The sequence below is a fragment of the Acinetobacter sp. P8-3-8 genome (assembly GCF_000214135.1).
Lineage (GTDB): Bacteria > Pseudomonadota > Gammaproteobacteria > Pseudomonadales > Moraxellaceae > Acinetobacter.
In genome coordinates this window covers 1-16,738 of the sequence record NZ_AFIE01000059.1, presented here as the reverse complement: position 1 = coordinate 16,738, position 16,738 = coordinate 1, and the positions used below count along the sequence as shown (strand labels likewise).

Here is a 16,738-nt window from a genome sequence, read left to right as displayed (position 1 = left end):
AAGTCATGCCGATATCACTAAAGCCATTAACTACATGCACACTAATTACACTCAAGCGATTAATGAGGGTAAGCCGTTAAGGGTGGTGATTGATCAGAAACAGGATGATAGATCCACTGCACAGAATCGCTTGTATTGGATGTGGCTTGGCCAGATTGAAAGAAAGACTGGTCAGGATAAAGATTCACTGCATTATGAGTTTAAGAAACGCTTTCTGATTTATATCTATCGTCGAGATGACCAGCAGTTTGCTGAAATGTGTCATGCCATTGCTAAGGTAAAGCAAACCGAACCAGATGAGTATAAAGCTATCGGTGAGCAGGTCATCAGGCTTTGCAGTACAACCAAGGCGACAGTTAAGCAAATGACCGAGTATTTGAATTACGTGCATGACTTTGCTGTGGTGAAGTTGGGTGTGCATTTAACTGTGCCGGATGATTTGAGGTGGTGTTATCAGGAGTAAAGATATGGCGAACCTAACGCCTAAACAGCAGAGGTTTGTCGAAGAATATCTGATAGACCTAAATGCAACACAAGCAGCGATTCGTGCTGGGTACAGTGAGAAGACAGCCAAAGAGATTGGAAGCGAAAACCTCACAAAACCTAACATTGCAAAAGCAATTGAGGAAGCGCAAAACAAACGTGCTGAACAAACCCAAATTGATGCAGCTTATGTCTTAAGGCGTTTGGTTGAAATCGATCAAATGGATGTCTTGGACATCATGGATGACAACGGCAATGTAAAACCTATTAAGGACTGGCCTAAGACTTGGCGTCAGTACATATCAAATATAGAGACAATTAGCCTTGAAGATGAAGCAGGCTGGCTCAAAAAGATCAAGTGGCCTGACAAGGTGAAGAATCTTGAGTTACTAGGTAGGCATGTCTCTGTGGGCGCATTTAAAGACAAAGTGGAGCACTCAGGGAAACTTGAGATTCAATCACTATCTGACTTGATGGATGAACTTAGCAGCGATTAATAAGGAGGGCATATGCTTAAACCTGAGCATAGAGCAAAACTTATTGATCAGCATTGGCGGCTAAATAATCTCTACTACATCACCGATAAGAACGGCAAGCAAGTCAAGTTTAAGATGACACTTGAGCAGCTTGAGTACTTTGAAAATGAGTGGTCGAGAAACATCATCCTAAAAGCGCGTCAGCTTGGCTTTACCACCGAGATGTGCATCATTCAATTGGATGCCGCATTATTCATGTCGGATAAATGTGCCTTGATTGCACATACCCTACATGATGCTAAGCGCCTGTTTCGGGAAAAGGTCAAATACGCTTATGAGAAGTTACCGCATCCATTACGTGCAGCCAATCCACTAAGCATTGAGACCAAAGAGGAGCTTGTATTCTCCAAAGGTGGATCTGTCACAGTCAGTACCTCATTCCGTGGGGGAACGCTTAAGCGGTTACATATTTCCGAGTTTGGCAAGATTTGCGCCAAATATCCCGATAAGGCGCGTGAGATTGTCACTGGTGCTTTTGAAGCAGTTGGCTTGGGTGGGAAGATTACCCTTGAGTCTACCGCCGAAGGTAAGTCTGGTTATTTCTATGACTATTGCCAGACCGCTGAGAAGTTGCAACTACAAGGCAGAACGCTTGGCATCCTAGACTGGAAGTTCTTTTTCTTCTCATGGTGGAAAAACCAAGACTACTCGCTACCCGTAACGACAGAAATTCCACAGCGCCTAAAAGATTACTTTGCTGAGCTAAAAGCTAAATACAACATTCATACCACGCCAGAGCAGCAGCAATGGTACTGGCAAAAAGAGAAAACGCTCGGTGAAGATATTAAGCGTGAGTATCCATCTATTCCATCTGAGGCGTTTGCTCAATCAGTAGAGGGCGCTTACTACAAGAAGCAATTCAAGTTCTTGTACGAGAATGGCCGTATTGGTCAATTACCTGATAATTCTCATTTGGATGTGATGACCTTCTGGGATTTAGGTGTATCGGATTCCATGGTGATCTGGTTCATTCGCAAGATCGGTGAAGACCGCTATCAAGTGATTGATTACTACGAAAACTCAGGTGAAGGCATGCGTCATTACTTCAAAGTTCTGAAAGATCGTGGTTATAACTACTCAGCGCATTACGCTCCACACGATATTCAAAACCGTTCATTAATGAATGACGGTAAGTCTCGTTTAGACATTGCCAAAGAGGGTTATGAGATTGACGGGGTGAAATATTCAGTTCGTTTCCAAGTGGTTCCCAATATTGGAATCATGGATGGTATTGAATTGGCCCGTGAAATCTTACCGCGATGTGAGTTTGATGAAACCAAGTGTGGAGAAGGTATTTCTCATTTGGAAAACTACCGCAAAGAGTGGGATGACAAGAAGGGCTGCTGGAAAGATAAGCCCCTGCATGACCATACTTCGCATGGTGCCGATGGATTTAGATATTTTGCTGTGGCGATGTCGAAGAAGATTCAACCAAAAACTATTTCATTAAGCACGGTGTACTAAATGGCAGTCAATTCAAAACATCCTAAATATGCTGAATTTGAAGGCCGCTGGAAGGTCGTTCACGATCTATGTGATGGTGCAAATGCAGTGAAAAAGGCAGGCGCTTTATATCTGCCTGAAATCAATGTGAGCAAGGATCAGCGTGAGAATGATTTACGCAATCAGGCTTATCGTGATCGTGCTGTGCTGTATGAAATCACCAAAGACACTAAACAGGAATTGATTGGGATTGCCTTTTCGGAAGATCCAAACTTTGATCCCGATGGCATGGACTTCCTGAAGTACAATGCCGATGGTACTGGCAAGTCTTACTACCACTTGATGCAAAGTGCTTTAGGTGGATTGCTTGATGCTGGCCGTGGCGGTCTCTTTGTGGATTATCCGCAGACAGATGGTGCGACCTCGGTTGCTGAGGTAGAACGTTTAGGTATTCTGCCGACTGTAGTGCACTACAAAACCTTAAGCATTATCAACTGGGGTGTGCGTAAGGTTGGTGCTCACTTCAAAACAGCTTTGGTGGTTCTTGCTGAGAAGGATTCTATTGTCGATCCGAATGATGAGTTCAGCTTAAAAGAGATTCAACTCTACCGGGTATTGCGACTGGATCCGAATGGTGAATATTGTGTTCAGGTTTATTCTGATCGCACTGGCACCCTGCTAGCTGATAGCAAACCGTATTATCCAACTGATGCAAATGGTGCCAAGTGGAATGAGATTCCGTTTATCCCGATTGGCTCGGTGGCGAATGATTGGGAGATTGATAATATCCCGCTTGAGTCACTAGCTTTGATGAATATTGCGCACTATCACAACTCGGCTGAGTACGAGAACAGTGTGTTCCTTTGCGGTCAGATTCAACCAGTGATGACTGGTCTTGATACTGATTGGCGCGACTGGCTGCAAGAAAATGGTGTAATGCTAGGCTCTACAACTCCTTTGATGCTTCCAACGGGGGCGACATTCACCTTTGCTCAGGCAGAGGAACAGATGATTGCCAAAGAGGCAATGGAAGCCAAAGAGAAGCACATGAAAGCTTTAGGTGCAAAACTTCTTGAGGAAAATCAAGTGGTGAAAACTGCAACCGAATCAAACAATGAATCGATGGCGAAATATTCTGTCTTGTCGTTATGTGTGGCAAACCTCAATGAAGCGTCTGAGGTAGTTTTACGCTGTTGTGCCAAGTACTTCGGTTCTGGTGATAAAGCCAAGTTCACAATTAAGCAAGACTTCGCAAAAGGTAAGCTGTCACTGGATTCACTGAAGTTCTATAACGAGTTGGTGCAGCAAGGTAAATTGAGCCGTCAAACCTTCCACACAATCCGCACGACTGGCAAAGTTCCTGAAATTGATTATAAGGAAGAAGAACAGCGGATCGAAGCTGAAACGGCCAGTGCTTTACCGGGTATGAACTATGAACGACCAAATAGCACAGAAAGCAATACTTAATGCCTTAAGCCAACATTCAGCTTATAGCTATCGAGCATCAACACAAGCCGTAAATGAGGTTTTAAGCCGATTCTACGGCCTATCCAATAAGATGGTGTCAGAGTTAAGGGAACTGCTTGAAAACCTGTCTGAGGCTGAAAAGATCGCATTGGCGAGTGGTCAATACACTACTGATCAATTGAAAGAAATCCGCACCCTACTGAATGACCGATTTAAAGAGATTTCAGTCGATGTACCAGAAACCTTTCACCAGTCAGCGGTTAGCATGGCGGTGTATGAAGCATCGTATGTCAGTCAATTAATGACAGGCGCAGCAGCCTCGGTCAGTGGTGAACAGCTTTATAAAAAAGCGAAGTCTACTCCATTGGCAGGCGGTCAGCTCATTAATGAGATGTTTGGCTTTGTGTTAGATAAGGCTCGAAAGCAGGTTGAGTATGCTATTCGTGATGGTATCAATCAAGGACAGACGAATCAGGAAATCATTACTCGCATCCGTGGCAAGCGAACCAAGGTAGGCAATCAGTACGCTTATGTTGGTGGTATCTGGGATGCGACCAAGGTTGAGATTGAGCGAACTGTCAGGACTGCGCGAAGTCATGTGGCGAATATCTCATATGATGATACCTGGAAAGCTCTAGGTTTCACTCATGTGAAATTCGTCAGCACCTTGGATGGTCGCACCTCCAAGCAATGCGCCTCACTGGATGCCAATGTGTACGACATTAATAAGGCCTATCCAAAACCACCACTTCATTATAACTGCAGGTCTGTACTGGTTGGCTGTGATGAAGATGGTGATATTGCTGGCAAACGTCCTTTTGTGATGGATGAGCGTAAGGTGCGTGATATCCCGAAAGACCAACGCGAGGGGATTATTGGCCAACTGGATGCCAATACATCATTTAAGAAGTTTTTCGACCAGACTGATGAGTTTTTTCAGAAAGAATGGCTCGGCCCATCGCGTTACAAGCTCTACAAAGAAGGCAATTACAACATTGATAAGTTTGTCGATCCGCAAGGCGCTAAGTACACGCTGGATGAGTTGAAGGCGCTGGATGCTAAAACGTTTAAGGAGTTGGGATTATGAAAGACGTTGAATTAAAGCTTATTGAAGGCACCAATCAATTTGTACTTGTGGATGCCGAAACCAAACAAGAGATAGGTATTCAGTCAAATGTTAGTGCTGAGTGTAGTGTGGATGGAATGACGATTGTGACTGCAACCTTCCAGATACCACCTAAGAAAAAGACACCTGTTATGCGAAGCTCAATTAATCAAAAAGATATTGAGTTGAGCAATCAGCGCAAATAAACCAAATCCAAACCTAGACCCAAACGGGTCTTTTTTTATGCCCGCAGTTTGTGACTGCACAATCGCTCGGAGAGCAGCATGTTTGAATATGAACTCGATAGCCTAGAGGGCTTAGAAGAATCACAGAAAGCTTTTTATGAAGAAAAGGACGGCAAATTCGTCCTAAAAGTAAAAGGCATTCCACAACCTCAACAACACAGCGATGAGGGCTTGCGTAAAAAGGTTGATGAACTGCTTGCTGAAAAGAAAGCGGAACAGCAAAAGCGCAAAGAAGCGGAAGAGAATGCCCGAAAAGAAGCGGAAGAAAATGCCCGTAAGAACGGCAATATCGAAGCTTTGGAAAAGTCATGGGGTGAAAAATTCACAGCACGCGAAACCGAGCTGTTAAACGAAAAACAGTCACTTGAAGCACAGGTCTACAAATTAACAGTTGGAAGTAAAGCTACTGAACTGGCAGCAAAGTTAGCTGTACCAGGTAGTGATTCAGTTTTACTTCCACATATTAGCAATCGCCTACAGGTTGAAACTGTAGATGGTGAAATCAAAATCCGTGTTCTTGATTTGCAGGGCAAGCCAAGTGCATTGAGCATTGAAGATTTAGAAAAAGAATTTCGTGCGAATGAGGCATTCAAGCCTTTGATTCGTGCGTCGAACGCATCAGGAAGTGGGGCTTCTGGTGGTCAAGGTGGCGGTGCTACTAAAAAACCAAGCGAAATGACAACTGCCGAACGTCAAGAGTGGCAATTACGTGACCCGTCAGGGTTCAAGGTTGCTTTAGACAATGGCGAATTTAATAAATAATTTGGAGTATTAATCTTATGGCATCAGTTCGCCTTACAGATATTTATAACCGCGACCTTTTGGCAAGCTACATTGATCGTGATTCCCTTGAAAAAACTGCATTTGCTGATTCTGGTGTATTGGTCACCAATAACGAATTTAGCCAATTGCTGAATGCACGCACTGCGATTCAGGAAGTTCCGTACTGGAATGATCTGGACGCATCTATCGAACCAAACTACAGCAACGACAACCCAGCTGATAAAGCCGTTCCGTTGGCGCTGAACACTGGTGTGATGAAAGCTCGTATTGCTCACCTGAACGAAGGCTGGGCGGCTGCAAACCTTGTGAAGGAATTAACTGCACAAGATCCACTTGCTGCAGTAGGTCGCAAATTAAACCGTTACTGGCAGCGTCAAGTACAGCGTCGTCTAATTGCATCCGTTTTGGGTGTGTATGTTGACAACGTAGCCAACCATTCAAGCGACATGGTGGTATCGGATGCGGTTGGTACTCTGGATGCCGATATCATCATTGATGCTGGTGCAACCATGGGTGATAGCGATGAGGGCTTAGGCGCTTTAGTGGTTCACTCTAAAAAGTATGCAGACCTTCAAAAGCAAAACCTGATTGAGTTTGTTGAGCATTCGGATGCTAAAACTCAGATTGCTACCTACCAAGGTAAGCGTCTCATCAAAGATGATGGTATGCCGATGATTTCAGGTCAGTATCTTTCAATCTTGCTGGGTGCTGGTGCGATTGGTTATGGCTTTGGTCAGCCAGACAATGCTCAAACTGTTTCTTATAAAGACGAAGAAGCAAACGGTGGTGGTGTCGAAACAATTTGGTCTCGTCGTAAGACATTCATTCACCCGCTTGGCTACAGCTTCACTAGCGAAACCATCACGGGTAATGGCACGGAAGATCCGGCAGTCTCTGCATCATGGGCTGACCTTGCTCTGGCTGCAAACTGGACACGTGTCTATGACCGCAAAGCCATTCCATTGGCATTCATTCTAACCAAGTAAGGAGCTAAACATGGCTATTGGTAAAGGCGAAAAGAAAACCCGCTGGGAAGACGTAGTTGCTGGATTTAAGGTTCAGCAACCTAAAAAGGCATCAGGCAAAGCATCTGGATCATCTACAGGTTCAAGCACACCACCTAAAGATGATGATGCTGGTAAAAATGGCGGTGGTACAGAAGGTGCTAGTGATAGCACCCAACCAACTGACTTCAATGCTCTAACGGTTGAAAAACTCAAAGAGCAGCTTGTAGCAAAAGGAATTGAAATTCCTGCTGATGCAAAAAAGGCTGATTTAGTAGCTCTATTAGAACAGGAATAACTATGAATTACGTCACTATTGATTCAGTCACTCAAAGCCTTGGCCCAGATTGGGCTGGATCTGGTGACGCTAATCTCGCAGTTACTCAAGCGAATGCTTGGCTTCGTGCCAAGCGTTTGCGTCAATTTGAAGTAATCCCAGAAGATGTATTACTTGCAGGGGCTTATGCTGCACAGTTGGCTGCTAAAGGTGAGCTATATAAAGATCGTGCGGATGGCGTTGTAGCATCTAAAACAGTGTCAGCTCAATCAGGCACAAGCGTTTCCAAAACCTATGTGGCTGGGAAAGAGGAAGGCAAGAGTTCAACAATGACATTCATTGATGACTTGCTGAGTCCATACCTCTTAAAAGGCTTTGCAATTAATACATTTATGGTGAAGTGATGAGAGAAGAATTACAAGCCGAACTCGCAGCCGCATTCGATGAGGATCTAGCCGATGCTGTCGACACCTTCACCTGTGAAAAACCGATCTACTCGGGAGAGTTTGATTTTGAAACACAAACTTATCCAGTCGTGGGCAGTGAATCATATTCAGGGCGTGGCGTTCTTGGTAATTATTTAAAAGACTTGGTGAAGCCTGCCGACTATCAAGCCGAAGATGCAAAAGCGATTGTTCTGCAAAATGAAGTAACCGCTGTACCACAGATTGATGATGTTTGGGCTACCAGTAAAGGCGATTTTAAAGTGGTGAATATTGGAGCAGACCCAACATCAAGTATCTGGACCTGCCAACTTAGAAAGGTGTAGCCATGGCGTGGAAAAACAAACCGACTAATTTTGCGCTTGAGGTGGTGAAGAATGTAGATGACCATCTCAAAAAGATTGTAGGCGAAACACTTCAGCAAGTCGTTGTACGCTCACCTGTCATGGATGGTGAATACAGGGCATCGCATAAAGTCACGCTTGATTCACCGCAAGGCACGTATGAGAAAGGCTTTGACCTATCAGGTGGTGCAACACTATCAGAAGGCTTAAAAGTAGCGTCTACAGCGAAAATAGGCGGTCTTGTGTATATCCAAACATTGAGTCCATACGGCACACGTTTAGAAAATGGCTGGAGTCAGCAAGCCCCCAATGGTGTTTACGCACTGTCCTACCAATCAGTTGCGAGTAAATACAAATGATGACACTCACTCAGGCTGAAACTGAAATTTATAAAAAGATCGGTCAATTCACTGGTGTAGAGAAAGCCAATCTCCGCATTGAAAGCCAACCACTAGGAAGAGGTCAGCACTTCAAAGCGCCAACCAACAAACCTTGGTGTAAAGTTTTTGTACAGTACGCTGATAGTCGGGTGGTAGCGATTGGTAATGGTCCGTGTATTCGAGATTACGGCATTATTTCAATCCAGTGCTTCACACCAAGGAATGACGGGGCTCTTGCTATGACCGCCTTATGTGATGCTTGGCGTTCATTTCTACAATCCTTTGGTGTATCTCATCTTGAAGTCTATAAAGTCCACGCACCACAAAGCATGGATGATCAAGATTTTTACGCAAAAATAATTAGAGCTGAGTTCCGAGTGAACTAGCTTAAATCCAACCAAAACCAATGCCACCGAAAGGTGGTTTTTTTATGCCTTGAATAGGAGAAAACCATGAGTTCGGGCGCAAAACAATTAGTGCAGATTGCAAAGGAAACTGTTATTGGAACAGTGCCTTCGCCATTTGCACGTCAAACCTTGGCATTTACTGATATTTCATTAAACCAAAGTGTCGAAAAAACAGAGTCAGCATCAATTACGGATAACCGATTGCAGCAATCATCCATGATTACTTCGGCGGAGTATTCAGGCGAATTGAGCGCAGAAGCTCAGTATGGTGCGTATGATGATCTAATGGCAGCAGCAGCTTTTAATGCTTGGGCGACCAATGTTCTGACTTTTGGTGGCACCAATCGCCAGACATTCAGCGTGTTGCTTGGTTATACCGACATTGCGAACTATCACACCTTTTCAGGCTTGCATGTAAATACATTCGGAATTGATATTCCTGAATCGGGGCTGATCGGTCTAACCTTCGGCTTCATGGGTACTAAGCGAACCCCAGCAGCAGTGGCACCCGCTGGAACGATTACACCTGCATCATCAAATCCGCGTATGTCGAATATCTCTGTCGGTGATTTACTTGTCGATGGGGCATCAGTTAAAGGCACAGCCTGCATTACAGCATTCTCATTCAATTGGGATAACTCAATGCAAGTACAAAAATGTTTGGGTGCTGGTCTTGAGGTCGGTGCAATTCTTGAAATGTCAGCCAAGGGTACAGGTAGCTTTACTATGGCTTGGTCTACTAAGGCGGCTGAGCTTTATGAGGGCCAATTTACAAACGCAACGATTTCGCTATCGATTCCAATCACGGATACAGCAGGGAATAAATACGTTTTAAATATTCCTAAAGTTGAGCTTAAAGCATCGCTTGCAACTGGTGGTAAAGACGACATCCTGAACACCACATTTGAATACACGGTTGTGGATCAGGCACCAACACTTACGCGCACACCTAAAGTTTAATCAATAGCCGCCTTCGGGCGGTAATAAGTAAAAAAATCACTTAGCGGGAAAGAAAATGCAAATTACCATCTCAAAAGATTCATTAAGCACTGAAAAACATCCATCGGAGTGGGTGCCTCATCCAGATGGTGGCGAATATCTTATAGCGGGAATTAATCGTCCTTCATTCCAGTACATGCAAGACAGTCATCAGCAAAAAGAGCGCATGGTGCGAGAAAGTGGCACCTTAATTACTGACGAGTTTGTTGAGCAATCTAATCGTGTATTCAGTGGCATTGTTGGCAAGTATTTAGTTTTAGATTGGCGTGATATTCCTGCACAGTTTGAATATTCAGCACAACTAGCTCACGACTTGCTTGCTTATGGGAAAACGGCTGATGATGATGAGTATGGGATGAAGCTAGGCATATGGGTGATTACTCAATCACAGCGAATCCAAATTGAAGTTGATAAAAAAAAGCGTGAAGCTCTGGGAAAGTCCGAGAACTCTACGAATACATCCAATTCGCCAGTGAAGAAGAAGCGAGTGAGCACAACCAAAAACAACGCGCAATAGCTGAAGCATTAGGTAGACAACCACCCAAAGAGGTGAAAAAGCCTGAGTATAGCTATACAGCCAATGCCTTAATTGAAGCCTACAACGTCATTTCACGCTCACGTCGATATGAGCAAGGCACACCACTAGCCTTAAGCATTGCCGACCTTAATGCTTATTGTGAGCAATACGAGCTACCAGTAGAGCGTTATATTTTCAATGCGGTCATCTTTGATCTGGATAATCGGTTTATTGATGAAGCGTATAAGAAGATGAGTAAGAAATCAGCGTGAGTTGGTTTCTTTTTTAGTTTTAGATATCTTAAGACAAAATAAATATCATTAAATTTACGATGAAAAACATAAATTTATTAAAAATTAAAAACACCAAATTAAAAAATATGTTAATCTCATAGTCAAATCGAATACCAGGTATTGGTTATGAGTGGCTCAGAAAAAATAGTTGTACCAGGTACAAATGTCTTAAGACGAGCGGGTAATACTTTAATCAGCTCAGAAGCTAGTGAAGCTGAAAAAATAGAAGCCTTTAAAGTGCTAACCGCATGGCGTTCTTTACATACATACCCAATTGATACTTTTCAAAAAACCTTGAGAAGAAGATGTGGCGAGTTGAAATTTAGAGACTCAACTGTGGCGCAAAGACTTAAGCGATTGCCATCAATTGTCTCTAAATTGAAGCGATATCCTGGAATGAACTTGGCTCGAATGCAGGACATTGGTGGGCTAAGGGTGATTTTGCCTAGCATTCAGGATGTTTACCGACTGCACAATGACTTGATCCACATAAACAAAAGATTTAGCCATGAGCCGAAACTCCCTTGTGATGATTATATTCAAAAACCAAAGCCTGATGGTTATCGTAGCCTGCATCAGATATTTATTTACAAGAGTAGAGATCACACAGAACTGGATGGCTTAAGTATTGAGTTGCAAATAAGGACTAAATTACAGCACTCTTGGGCAACAGCTGTTGAGACTCTTGGGGTAATTGAAAAAGCATCTATAAAGTCTGGTTTTGGCTCTGAAGATCATAAGCATTTTTTTAAGTTGAGCAGCGCACTTTTTTCAATAAAAGAGCAAACCCCGATGCTACCGGAATTTGCAGAACTCACCCCAAATGAGATTGCGCATCAAGCAAAAGAAATTGAAGAAAAGCTGCAAATCTTCAAGAAACTTAAGGGAATCGCAATTACCGCTAAGCACATTGAGTCAACTTCTAATAGTAAGTATGCGTATCATATTTTAAGACTATATAGAGACGAAGATGCTTGGAAGGTGGATGTAATGCCTTTTTCCAAAAATCAAGAAGATCTAGCTAAGACTTTTTATGCATCACTTGAGGCGAAAGTTAAAGGTGATCCAGATGTAGATGTGGTATTGGTATCTGTGGGTGATTTGAAGGCGATTAAAAAAGCTTATCCAAACTACTTCTTGGATACTAATCAATTCATCAAAGAGATGCAGTCAGCATTTAAGAAGTATTTAGATGCTTAAAACAAAGCCACTCCCCGGAGTGGTTTTTTAATGCCAAAAGAAAAGCACCTTAGGGTGCTTTTTTGGTGCCCAACCTGTTTTGCAAAGTATTTTCATCAATCATTATAGCTTTAACTATTCGATCGATTGCCTCCTTGAATGAAGGTTTTTCTCTATCAGCTTGTTCAGCCAAAATACCTGCAATGACAGCTAAGAGCATTCTCTTATACGGGTCAGATGCAACTAATCCAGAAGTAAAACTTTCCTCTAGGCGAGCAACTATTTCTTGGTTCATTGATCGATTGTTATTTTTGGCTGTGCTAACAATTTTCTCTCGAAACTCAGGAGTTACACGCACTTTAAGCGTAACTACTGCACTTTGATCTTCAGTCATAATTATGGCTTTTAAATAAAATGGATAATAACCCCAAATTGGGGATTGACCAATAACCCCGAAATGGGTACTATTGATTTGTACCCAAAATGGGGACATTGGAGAGAGAAGTGAAAGAAGAATTTGTTTATGTGAAAGGCCGCCTAGATAGCGAACTGCACAAAGAACTCAAGCTGATTGCTAAAGAGGATAAAAGATCAATCGTTTATCTTATGAATGAAGCAGTTAAATTATTGGTAGAAAAACACAAGAGTGCGAAAGCATGAAAACCACAGGCACAAAAAAACCTTGCCCGACTACCAATCAAATGCAAGGTCTAGTTGCTGTCAACAAAGGAATATTAACTATGTCTAGTTTAACACAAAATCTAGTAAATCCAAATACTCAACCGTTGGTTATTGGTGAGTTTTCAATTCGTCAGGATGAGGAGGGTCGCTACTCACTTGCTGACTTACACAAGGCTAGTGGAAATCTAGCTAAGCATAAGCCATCAAACTTTTTACGAGTTGAGCAAACGCAAGAGTTAATAAATGAAATAGAGCAGTTCTCAGATATGAGAAGTGCTGTAAAAGTGATCAATGGTGGTAATAACCGCGGTACATATGCAGTCAAGGAAATGGTTTACGCATACGCAATGTGGATTTCTGCAAAATTCCATTTGATGGTGATTCGTGCTTATGATGCGATGGTGATGAAAGCTTTAGGTAGTAAATCAGAGCAACTTAAAATTGAAGACAAGACCACCAAGCAAGAACGAGTACCTTTAAAAGATGCAGTTAATCTTTTGGTGGCTAAATCTAAATTTTTGAACTATCCAGATGCTTATGGGTTAATTCATCAGCGGTTTGGTGTGAAGCATATTGAAGAAATTCCATATGATCAAATTCCAGTAGCGGTTGAATATGTCCATCACTTAATTGGTGAGTACATTCCTAAAATTGAGCGAATTGATCCAGAGCAAAGGTCGCTTGAATTGTTGGCAGCGGATACTACCAATAAAGTACATGACTGGATATATAGCTTGTGTGAAGAACTTAAGAGACTTAAAGGTAATGTTCCAGAGTTTCCAGTTTTTGATAAAGAGACTATTGCTCGGGCTGTGGTAACACGTATTGTTCAGGGTCAGCGAATGCTGCTTACTGTTGGTTATCAGACTGGTAAGCCTGAGATTCAATTTGTACCAAGTAATGCGTGGATATTAGATGATCAGAATATTGCAAAAATGATTGGTGATCGAGAAGGGCCAAAGAAAGAATTACTGCCTGATATTATTGAAGCAGCAGTCAAACGCCTAACTAAATAAACACAAACCACCTTCGGGTGGTTTTTTTGTGCTGGAATTAGTATCTTGTTCCCATAACAAATATGGGGTGGGGTATGAGAAAAATACTACTTGCATTTAGCTTGGTCTGCTCAGCGGGCATTAACGCCGAGTCGGAAGTGCCAATTGGAAATTATGTCAAGATGTGTCCTTTGGTTTACGAGTTAGCAAAAACAGTAATGGAATCAAGACAGATGGGGATGCCAATAGCTGAAGCCATAAAGCCTATTGCTGGTGTGGATGATGAGGATGTGCAGCAGCTAAACAAAGATTTGGTTATTGCAGCATATAAAACCCCTATCAGTGATTCCAATGAAAACAAGCAGCAGATCATAGAAAATTTCGCTAATCAATTGGCATTAGAGTGCCTAGAAACAAAGTAAGAATTGCTATTTACAGGAAACCTCGCGAAAGCGGGGTTTTTTATTGCCAAAATTTAGGAGTTACCATGACCGCACAACAAAGTCGCTTAGAGATTGTCATCGACACAGTGAAAGCCAAAAAGGGCGCTGATGATGTTACCAAGTCTTTAAAGGATGTGGAAACTCAGGGTGATAAAACAGAAAAATCAGTTAAAGACACTGCCAAGGTTATTTCTGATGCTGGGGATAAGTCTAAATCATCTGCCAAAAAAGTTGACGATTTATCTAAAAGCATTTCAACTGCTGGAAATGAAGCAAAGACCACATCAGGGAAAATGGGCGAGCTGAGAAACACAATAGCTCAAGCTGCAAATGATGGGAAGTTTGGCTCACACATACAGGGTTTATCTACAAAACTATCTGGTTTGAGTGGTGGTGCGCTACTTGTTGGTGCTTCACTTGCAGGTGCTTTTGTTGGTGGTGTTGCTGTAGCGAGTGGCTACCTTGCAAGCATGACCATGGAGGTTGCTAGAGGTAATGTTGAGCTTGCGCGTTTTTCAGCAATTGCAAATACATCTATTGCCAATTTTCAGGGTTTATCTGGTGCTGCTGCAACATTCGGCGTGACGCAAGAAAAGACAGCCGACATGTTGAAAGATTTCAATGAAAAAATCGGTGAATTTAATTCCATTGGTGCGGGCGGAGCTGTAGATTTCTTTGAGCAAATTGCTGTCAAGACGGAAGATGGTGCTGAAGGTGCCAAGAAGCTTGCTGAAGAAATGTCGAAAATGGACGGCATTGACGCACTTCAAACCTATGTTGATAAGCTAGAAGAAGCGGGCGTAAACCAAAAGGAGATGTCATTCTACCTTGAGTCTATGGGTTCTGACTTAACCGCACTAGCACCGCTGTTAATGGATGGCGGGAAGCTTTGGAAAGACTACCAGAAAGCAATGGAAGAGGCTGGAATTCTCACGGGTGAAGAGGCTATTCAGAAATCCATTGAGTTGACCGCTCAAACAGAATCTCTTCAAATGAGGTTCTCTTCATTTAAGGGTGAATTGGCATCTCAAATGATGCCGACTCTAAGTGAGCTCCTCTCATACTTCATGAATGGATCGGTAGAGGGCGCCCAATTTGGCGGGGTTATTGAGACTATTGGAACAATTGCAAAAGGGACTTCGGTTTTAATTATTGGTCTTGCGACTGGAATTCAAAACCTCGTTACCTTTATGGCTGGCGCTATCAACCATATGAAGATTATTGGTCAGGCAGCAGTCAATTTCTCAAATGCTGACACCCTTAAAGGAAAGGGTCAGGCTTTATGGGGTGCGGTTAAGGGGACGTATAATAATGCGGTAGACACTACAAGCAGCATGATGAGCAATACAGCCAATGGATTCAACTCCATGAGCAACATTGTTAACGCTAAAACTGGTCAGTACGATGCTTTAACCAAAGCTATAATTGCTAACCGTAACGCTCAATTAAAATACAATAGAGAGCAAGGTGGGGGTGTTGGTGGTGGTGCGGAGCAAAACAACAATCTCTTTCCAACCGCTAAAGCACCAAAGTCTAGCAAGGCAGAAACCAACAAGGCAGTAAATGAAGCCAAGCGATTGGCCGAACAGCAAAAACGTGAAGCCGAACGGTTGCAAGCTGAAATCGAAAGAGCTAAAGAGGGAGTAATACGAGAGTATGCAACTCGAGAGGAAAGACTTCTTATTGATTACAATAAATCAAAAGAAGAGATCGAGAAGGGGTTTGTTAATGACCCTGCAAATCGTGAACTTTATCTCAGGAAGGCTAAAGAGGCATATGATCGGGATGTTGAGTCATACCGAGCTGCTCAGAAAGAAAAACTCGATTCTTTTAAACGAGACTTTGCTGACCGTATTAAAAGTTCGCAAGTCAATCTGGAACTAATGAGTGTCGCAGCTAGATATGGGCGTGATAGTTTAGTATATAAAACAAAAGAACTTGACACTTATACTGATACTAGCAAGAGGAAGAATAACACTCTCTTGGCTGATAGTGTTGGTCGTATTCAGGATGAGTATAGCGCACCAGATCAAGAGAAAGAGCGCCAAGAGTTAATTGAGGACGCCTACAAAGCCCATAAGCTAAGATTGCAAGAAATTGACGCTGAGCATAACGAAGCTACAAAGGCTTTGGTTATGCAGCAAGCAAGCATGCAGGTTCAAGCATTTTCGGGTCTTACTGGGTCTTTAATGGGTTTGGTGGATCGGTCAAGCTCAGCTTATGCTGCGCTTTACTCTATCCAAAAAAGTTTCAACTTAGCACAAGCCATTATGAATGGCTACACTGCAATCTCTGCTGCATGGGCCTCTGCACCGTTCCCTTACAACATGGGCGCGGTGACAATGGCCACAATAGAGACGGGGGTATTGCAATCTGCTATTGAGGCAGCCACTCCTAAAGGCTTCGCTAACGGTGGCTACACAGGCCACGGTGGTAAATACGAACCAGCAGGCGTCGTTCATAAAGGCGAAGGTGTTTTAACCCAAGAGGAAGTTAAGGCTCTAGGTGGCCCACAAGGCTTTGAGGATTTGCGCAAGTCGATTCGTCGAGGTTATGCGACAGGTGGACTGGTTGCAGATACTCACCGTGTTGGTATGGGTGCTGTGAGTGCGATTAATTCGGGTGGTGGTAATAGCTCTAGCTCGGGCGATGTAAATATCACTGTTCATGTCACCGACTCAGGCGTAACAACACAATCCAACCAATCGGATCAA

At 43.0% G+C, this 16,738-nt stretch carries 22 protein-coding genes; 21 read left to right on the top strand and 1 reads right to left on the bottom strand.

Features of this window, described 5'->3' with window-relative positions; translation table 11 throughout:
* The 17 genes from GGG_RS0116525 to GGG_RS0116445 all read left to right on the top strand — a co-directional run.
* The coding region (locus GGG_RS0116525) for a recombination protein NinB (protein WP_010116858.1) at positions 1-463 on the top strand (463 nt) is incomplete at its 5' end.
* 4 nt (positions 464-467) lie between these two features.
* Positions 468-980: a terminase small subunit gene (locus GGG_RS0116520; protein WP_010116856.1), complete on the top strand. Its 513-nt coding sequence runs from the start codon at positions 468-470 to the stop codon at positions 978-980.
* 12 nt (positions 981-992) lie between these two features.
* The gene (locus tag GGG_RS0116515) at positions 993-2,483 is read left to right on the top strand and encodes a terminase (protein WP_010116853.1); all 1,491 of its coding nucleotides are present in this window, start codon (positions 993-995) and stop codon (positions 2,481-2,483) included.
* Positions 2,484-3,929 (top strand): DUF4055 domain-containing protein, encoded by a 1,446-nt coding sequence (locus GGG_RS0116510; RefSeq protein WP_010116851.1) that lies wholly within the window; start codon positions 2,484-2,486, stop codon positions 3,927-3,929. It abuts the gene before it with no gap.
* Positions 3,895-5,016 (top strand): minor capsid protein, encoded by a 1,122-nt coding sequence (locus tag GGG_RS0116505; RefSeq protein ID WP_010116849.1) that lies wholly within the window; start codon positions 3,895-3,897, stop codon positions 5,014-5,016. Before GGG_RS0116510 ends, GGG_RS0116505 begins: the two co-directional genes overlap by 35 nt.
* Positions 5,013-5,240, top strand: a complete 228-nt coding sequence (locus tag GGG_RS0116500; protein WP_004645325.1) for a hypothetical protein — start codon at positions 5,013-5,015, stop codon at positions 5,238-5,240. Before GGG_RS0116505 ends, GGG_RS0116500 begins: the two co-directional genes overlap by 4 nt.
* Positions 5,241-5,318: 78 nt before the next feature.
* A complete protein-coding gene (locus GGG_RS0116495) occupies positions 5,319-6,041 on the top strand; it encodes a hypothetical protein (protein WP_010116843.1) in 723 nt (240 codons plus the stop codon).
* A gap of 254 nt (positions 6,042-6,295) precedes the next feature.
* Complete coding sequence (locus tag GGG_RS0116490; RefSeq protein ID WP_227500509.1) at positions 6,296-7,048, top strand: coat protein; 753 nt, start codon at positions 6,296-6,298, stop codon at positions 7,046-7,048.
* Positions 7,049-7,058: 10 nt separating this feature from the next.
* Positions 7,059-7,364 (top strand): HeH/LEM domain-containing protein, encoded by a 306-nt coding sequence (locus tag GGG_RS0116485; protein ID WP_010116839.1) that lies wholly within the window; start codon positions 7,059-7,061, stop codon positions 7,362-7,364.
* A gap of 2 nt (positions 7,365-7,366) precedes the next feature.
* Positions 7,367-7,747: a hypothetical protein gene (locus tag GGG_RS0116480; RefSeq protein WP_010116837.1), complete on the top strand. Its 381-nt coding sequence runs from the start codon at positions 7,367-7,369 to the stop codon at positions 7,745-7,747.
* A complete protein-coding gene (locus GGG_RS0116475) occupies positions 7,747-8,112 on the top strand; it encodes a hypothetical protein (RefSeq protein WP_010116836.1) in 366 nt (121 codons plus the stop codon). The genes GGG_RS0116480 and GGG_RS0116475 overlap by 1 nt, the downstream gene beginning before the upstream one ends.
* 2 nt (positions 8,113-8,114) lie before the next feature.
* Entirely contained in the window at positions 8,115-8,489 is a 375-nt protein-coding gene (locus tag GGG_RS0116470) for a hypothetical protein (RefSeq protein WP_010116834.1), read from the top strand.
* Entirely contained in the window at positions 8,486-8,896 is a 411-nt protein-coding gene (locus GGG_RS0116465; protein WP_010116832.1) for a hypothetical protein, read from the top strand. The genes GGG_RS0116470 and GGG_RS0116465 overlap by 4 nt, the downstream gene beginning before the upstream one ends.
* A gap of 66 nt (positions 8,897-8,962) precedes the next feature.
* Positions 8,963-9,877: a phage tail tube protein gene (locus GGG_RS0116460; RefSeq protein WP_010116831.1), complete on the top strand. Its 915-nt coding sequence runs from the start codon at positions 8,963-8,965 to the stop codon at positions 9,875-9,877.
* Between the two features lie 55 nt (positions 9,878-9,932).
* A complete protein-coding gene (locus GGG_RS0116455) occupies positions 9,933-10,433 on the top strand; it encodes a hypothetical protein (RefSeq protein ID WP_010116830.1) in 501 nt (166 codons plus the stop codon).
* A 32-nt stretch (positions 10,434-10,465) separates the two neighbouring features.
* Complete coding sequence (locus tag GGG_RS0116450) at positions 10,466-10,705, top strand: hypothetical protein (protein WP_010116829.1); 240 nt, start codon at positions 10,466-10,468, stop codon at positions 10,703-10,705.
* A gap of 147 nt (positions 10,706-10,852) precedes the next feature.
* Entirely contained in the window at positions 10,853-11,926 is a 1,074-nt protein-coding gene (locus GGG_RS0116445; protein ID WP_010116828.1) for a RelA/SpoT domain-containing protein, read from the top strand.
* A 49-nt stretch (positions 11,927-11,975) separates the two neighbouring features.
* Here GGG_RS0116445 and GGG_RS0116440 read toward each other — a convergent pair whose 3' ends face one another.
* A complete protein-coding gene (locus GGG_RS0116440; RefSeq protein ID WP_010116826.1) occupies positions 11,976-12,299 on the bottom strand; it encodes an Arc family DNA-binding protein in 324 nt (107 codons plus the stop codon).
* Positions 12,300-12,409: 110 nt separating this feature from the next.
* Between GGG_RS0116440 and GGG_RS21180 the strand changes: the two genes are divergently transcribed.
* The 4 genes from GGG_RS21180 to GGG_RS19930 all read left to right on the top strand — a co-directional run.
* Positions 12,410-12,565, top strand: a complete 156-nt coding sequence (locus tag GGG_RS21180) for a hypothetical protein (protein WP_004645309.1) — start codon at positions 12,410-12,412, stop codon at positions 12,563-12,565.
* Between the two features lie 80 nt (positions 12,566-12,645).
* Positions 12,646-13,602, top strand: coding sequence for a KilA-N domain-containing protein (locus GGG_RS0116430; RefSeq protein WP_034599800.1), 957 nt, complete (start codon positions 12,646-12,648; stop codon positions 13,600-13,602).
* Between the two features lie 74 nt (positions 13,603-13,676).
* On the top strand, positions 13,677-14,003 hold the full coding sequence (locus tag GGG_RS0116425) for a hypothetical protein (protein ID WP_010116821.1): 327 nt from the start codon (positions 13,677-13,679) through the stop codon (positions 14,001-14,003).
* A 65-nt stretch (positions 14,004-14,068) separates the two neighbouring features.
* A partial coding sequence (locus GGG_RS19930) for a hypothetical protein (protein WP_010116819.1) occupies positions 14,069-16,738 on the top strand: 2,670 nt, incomplete at its 3' end.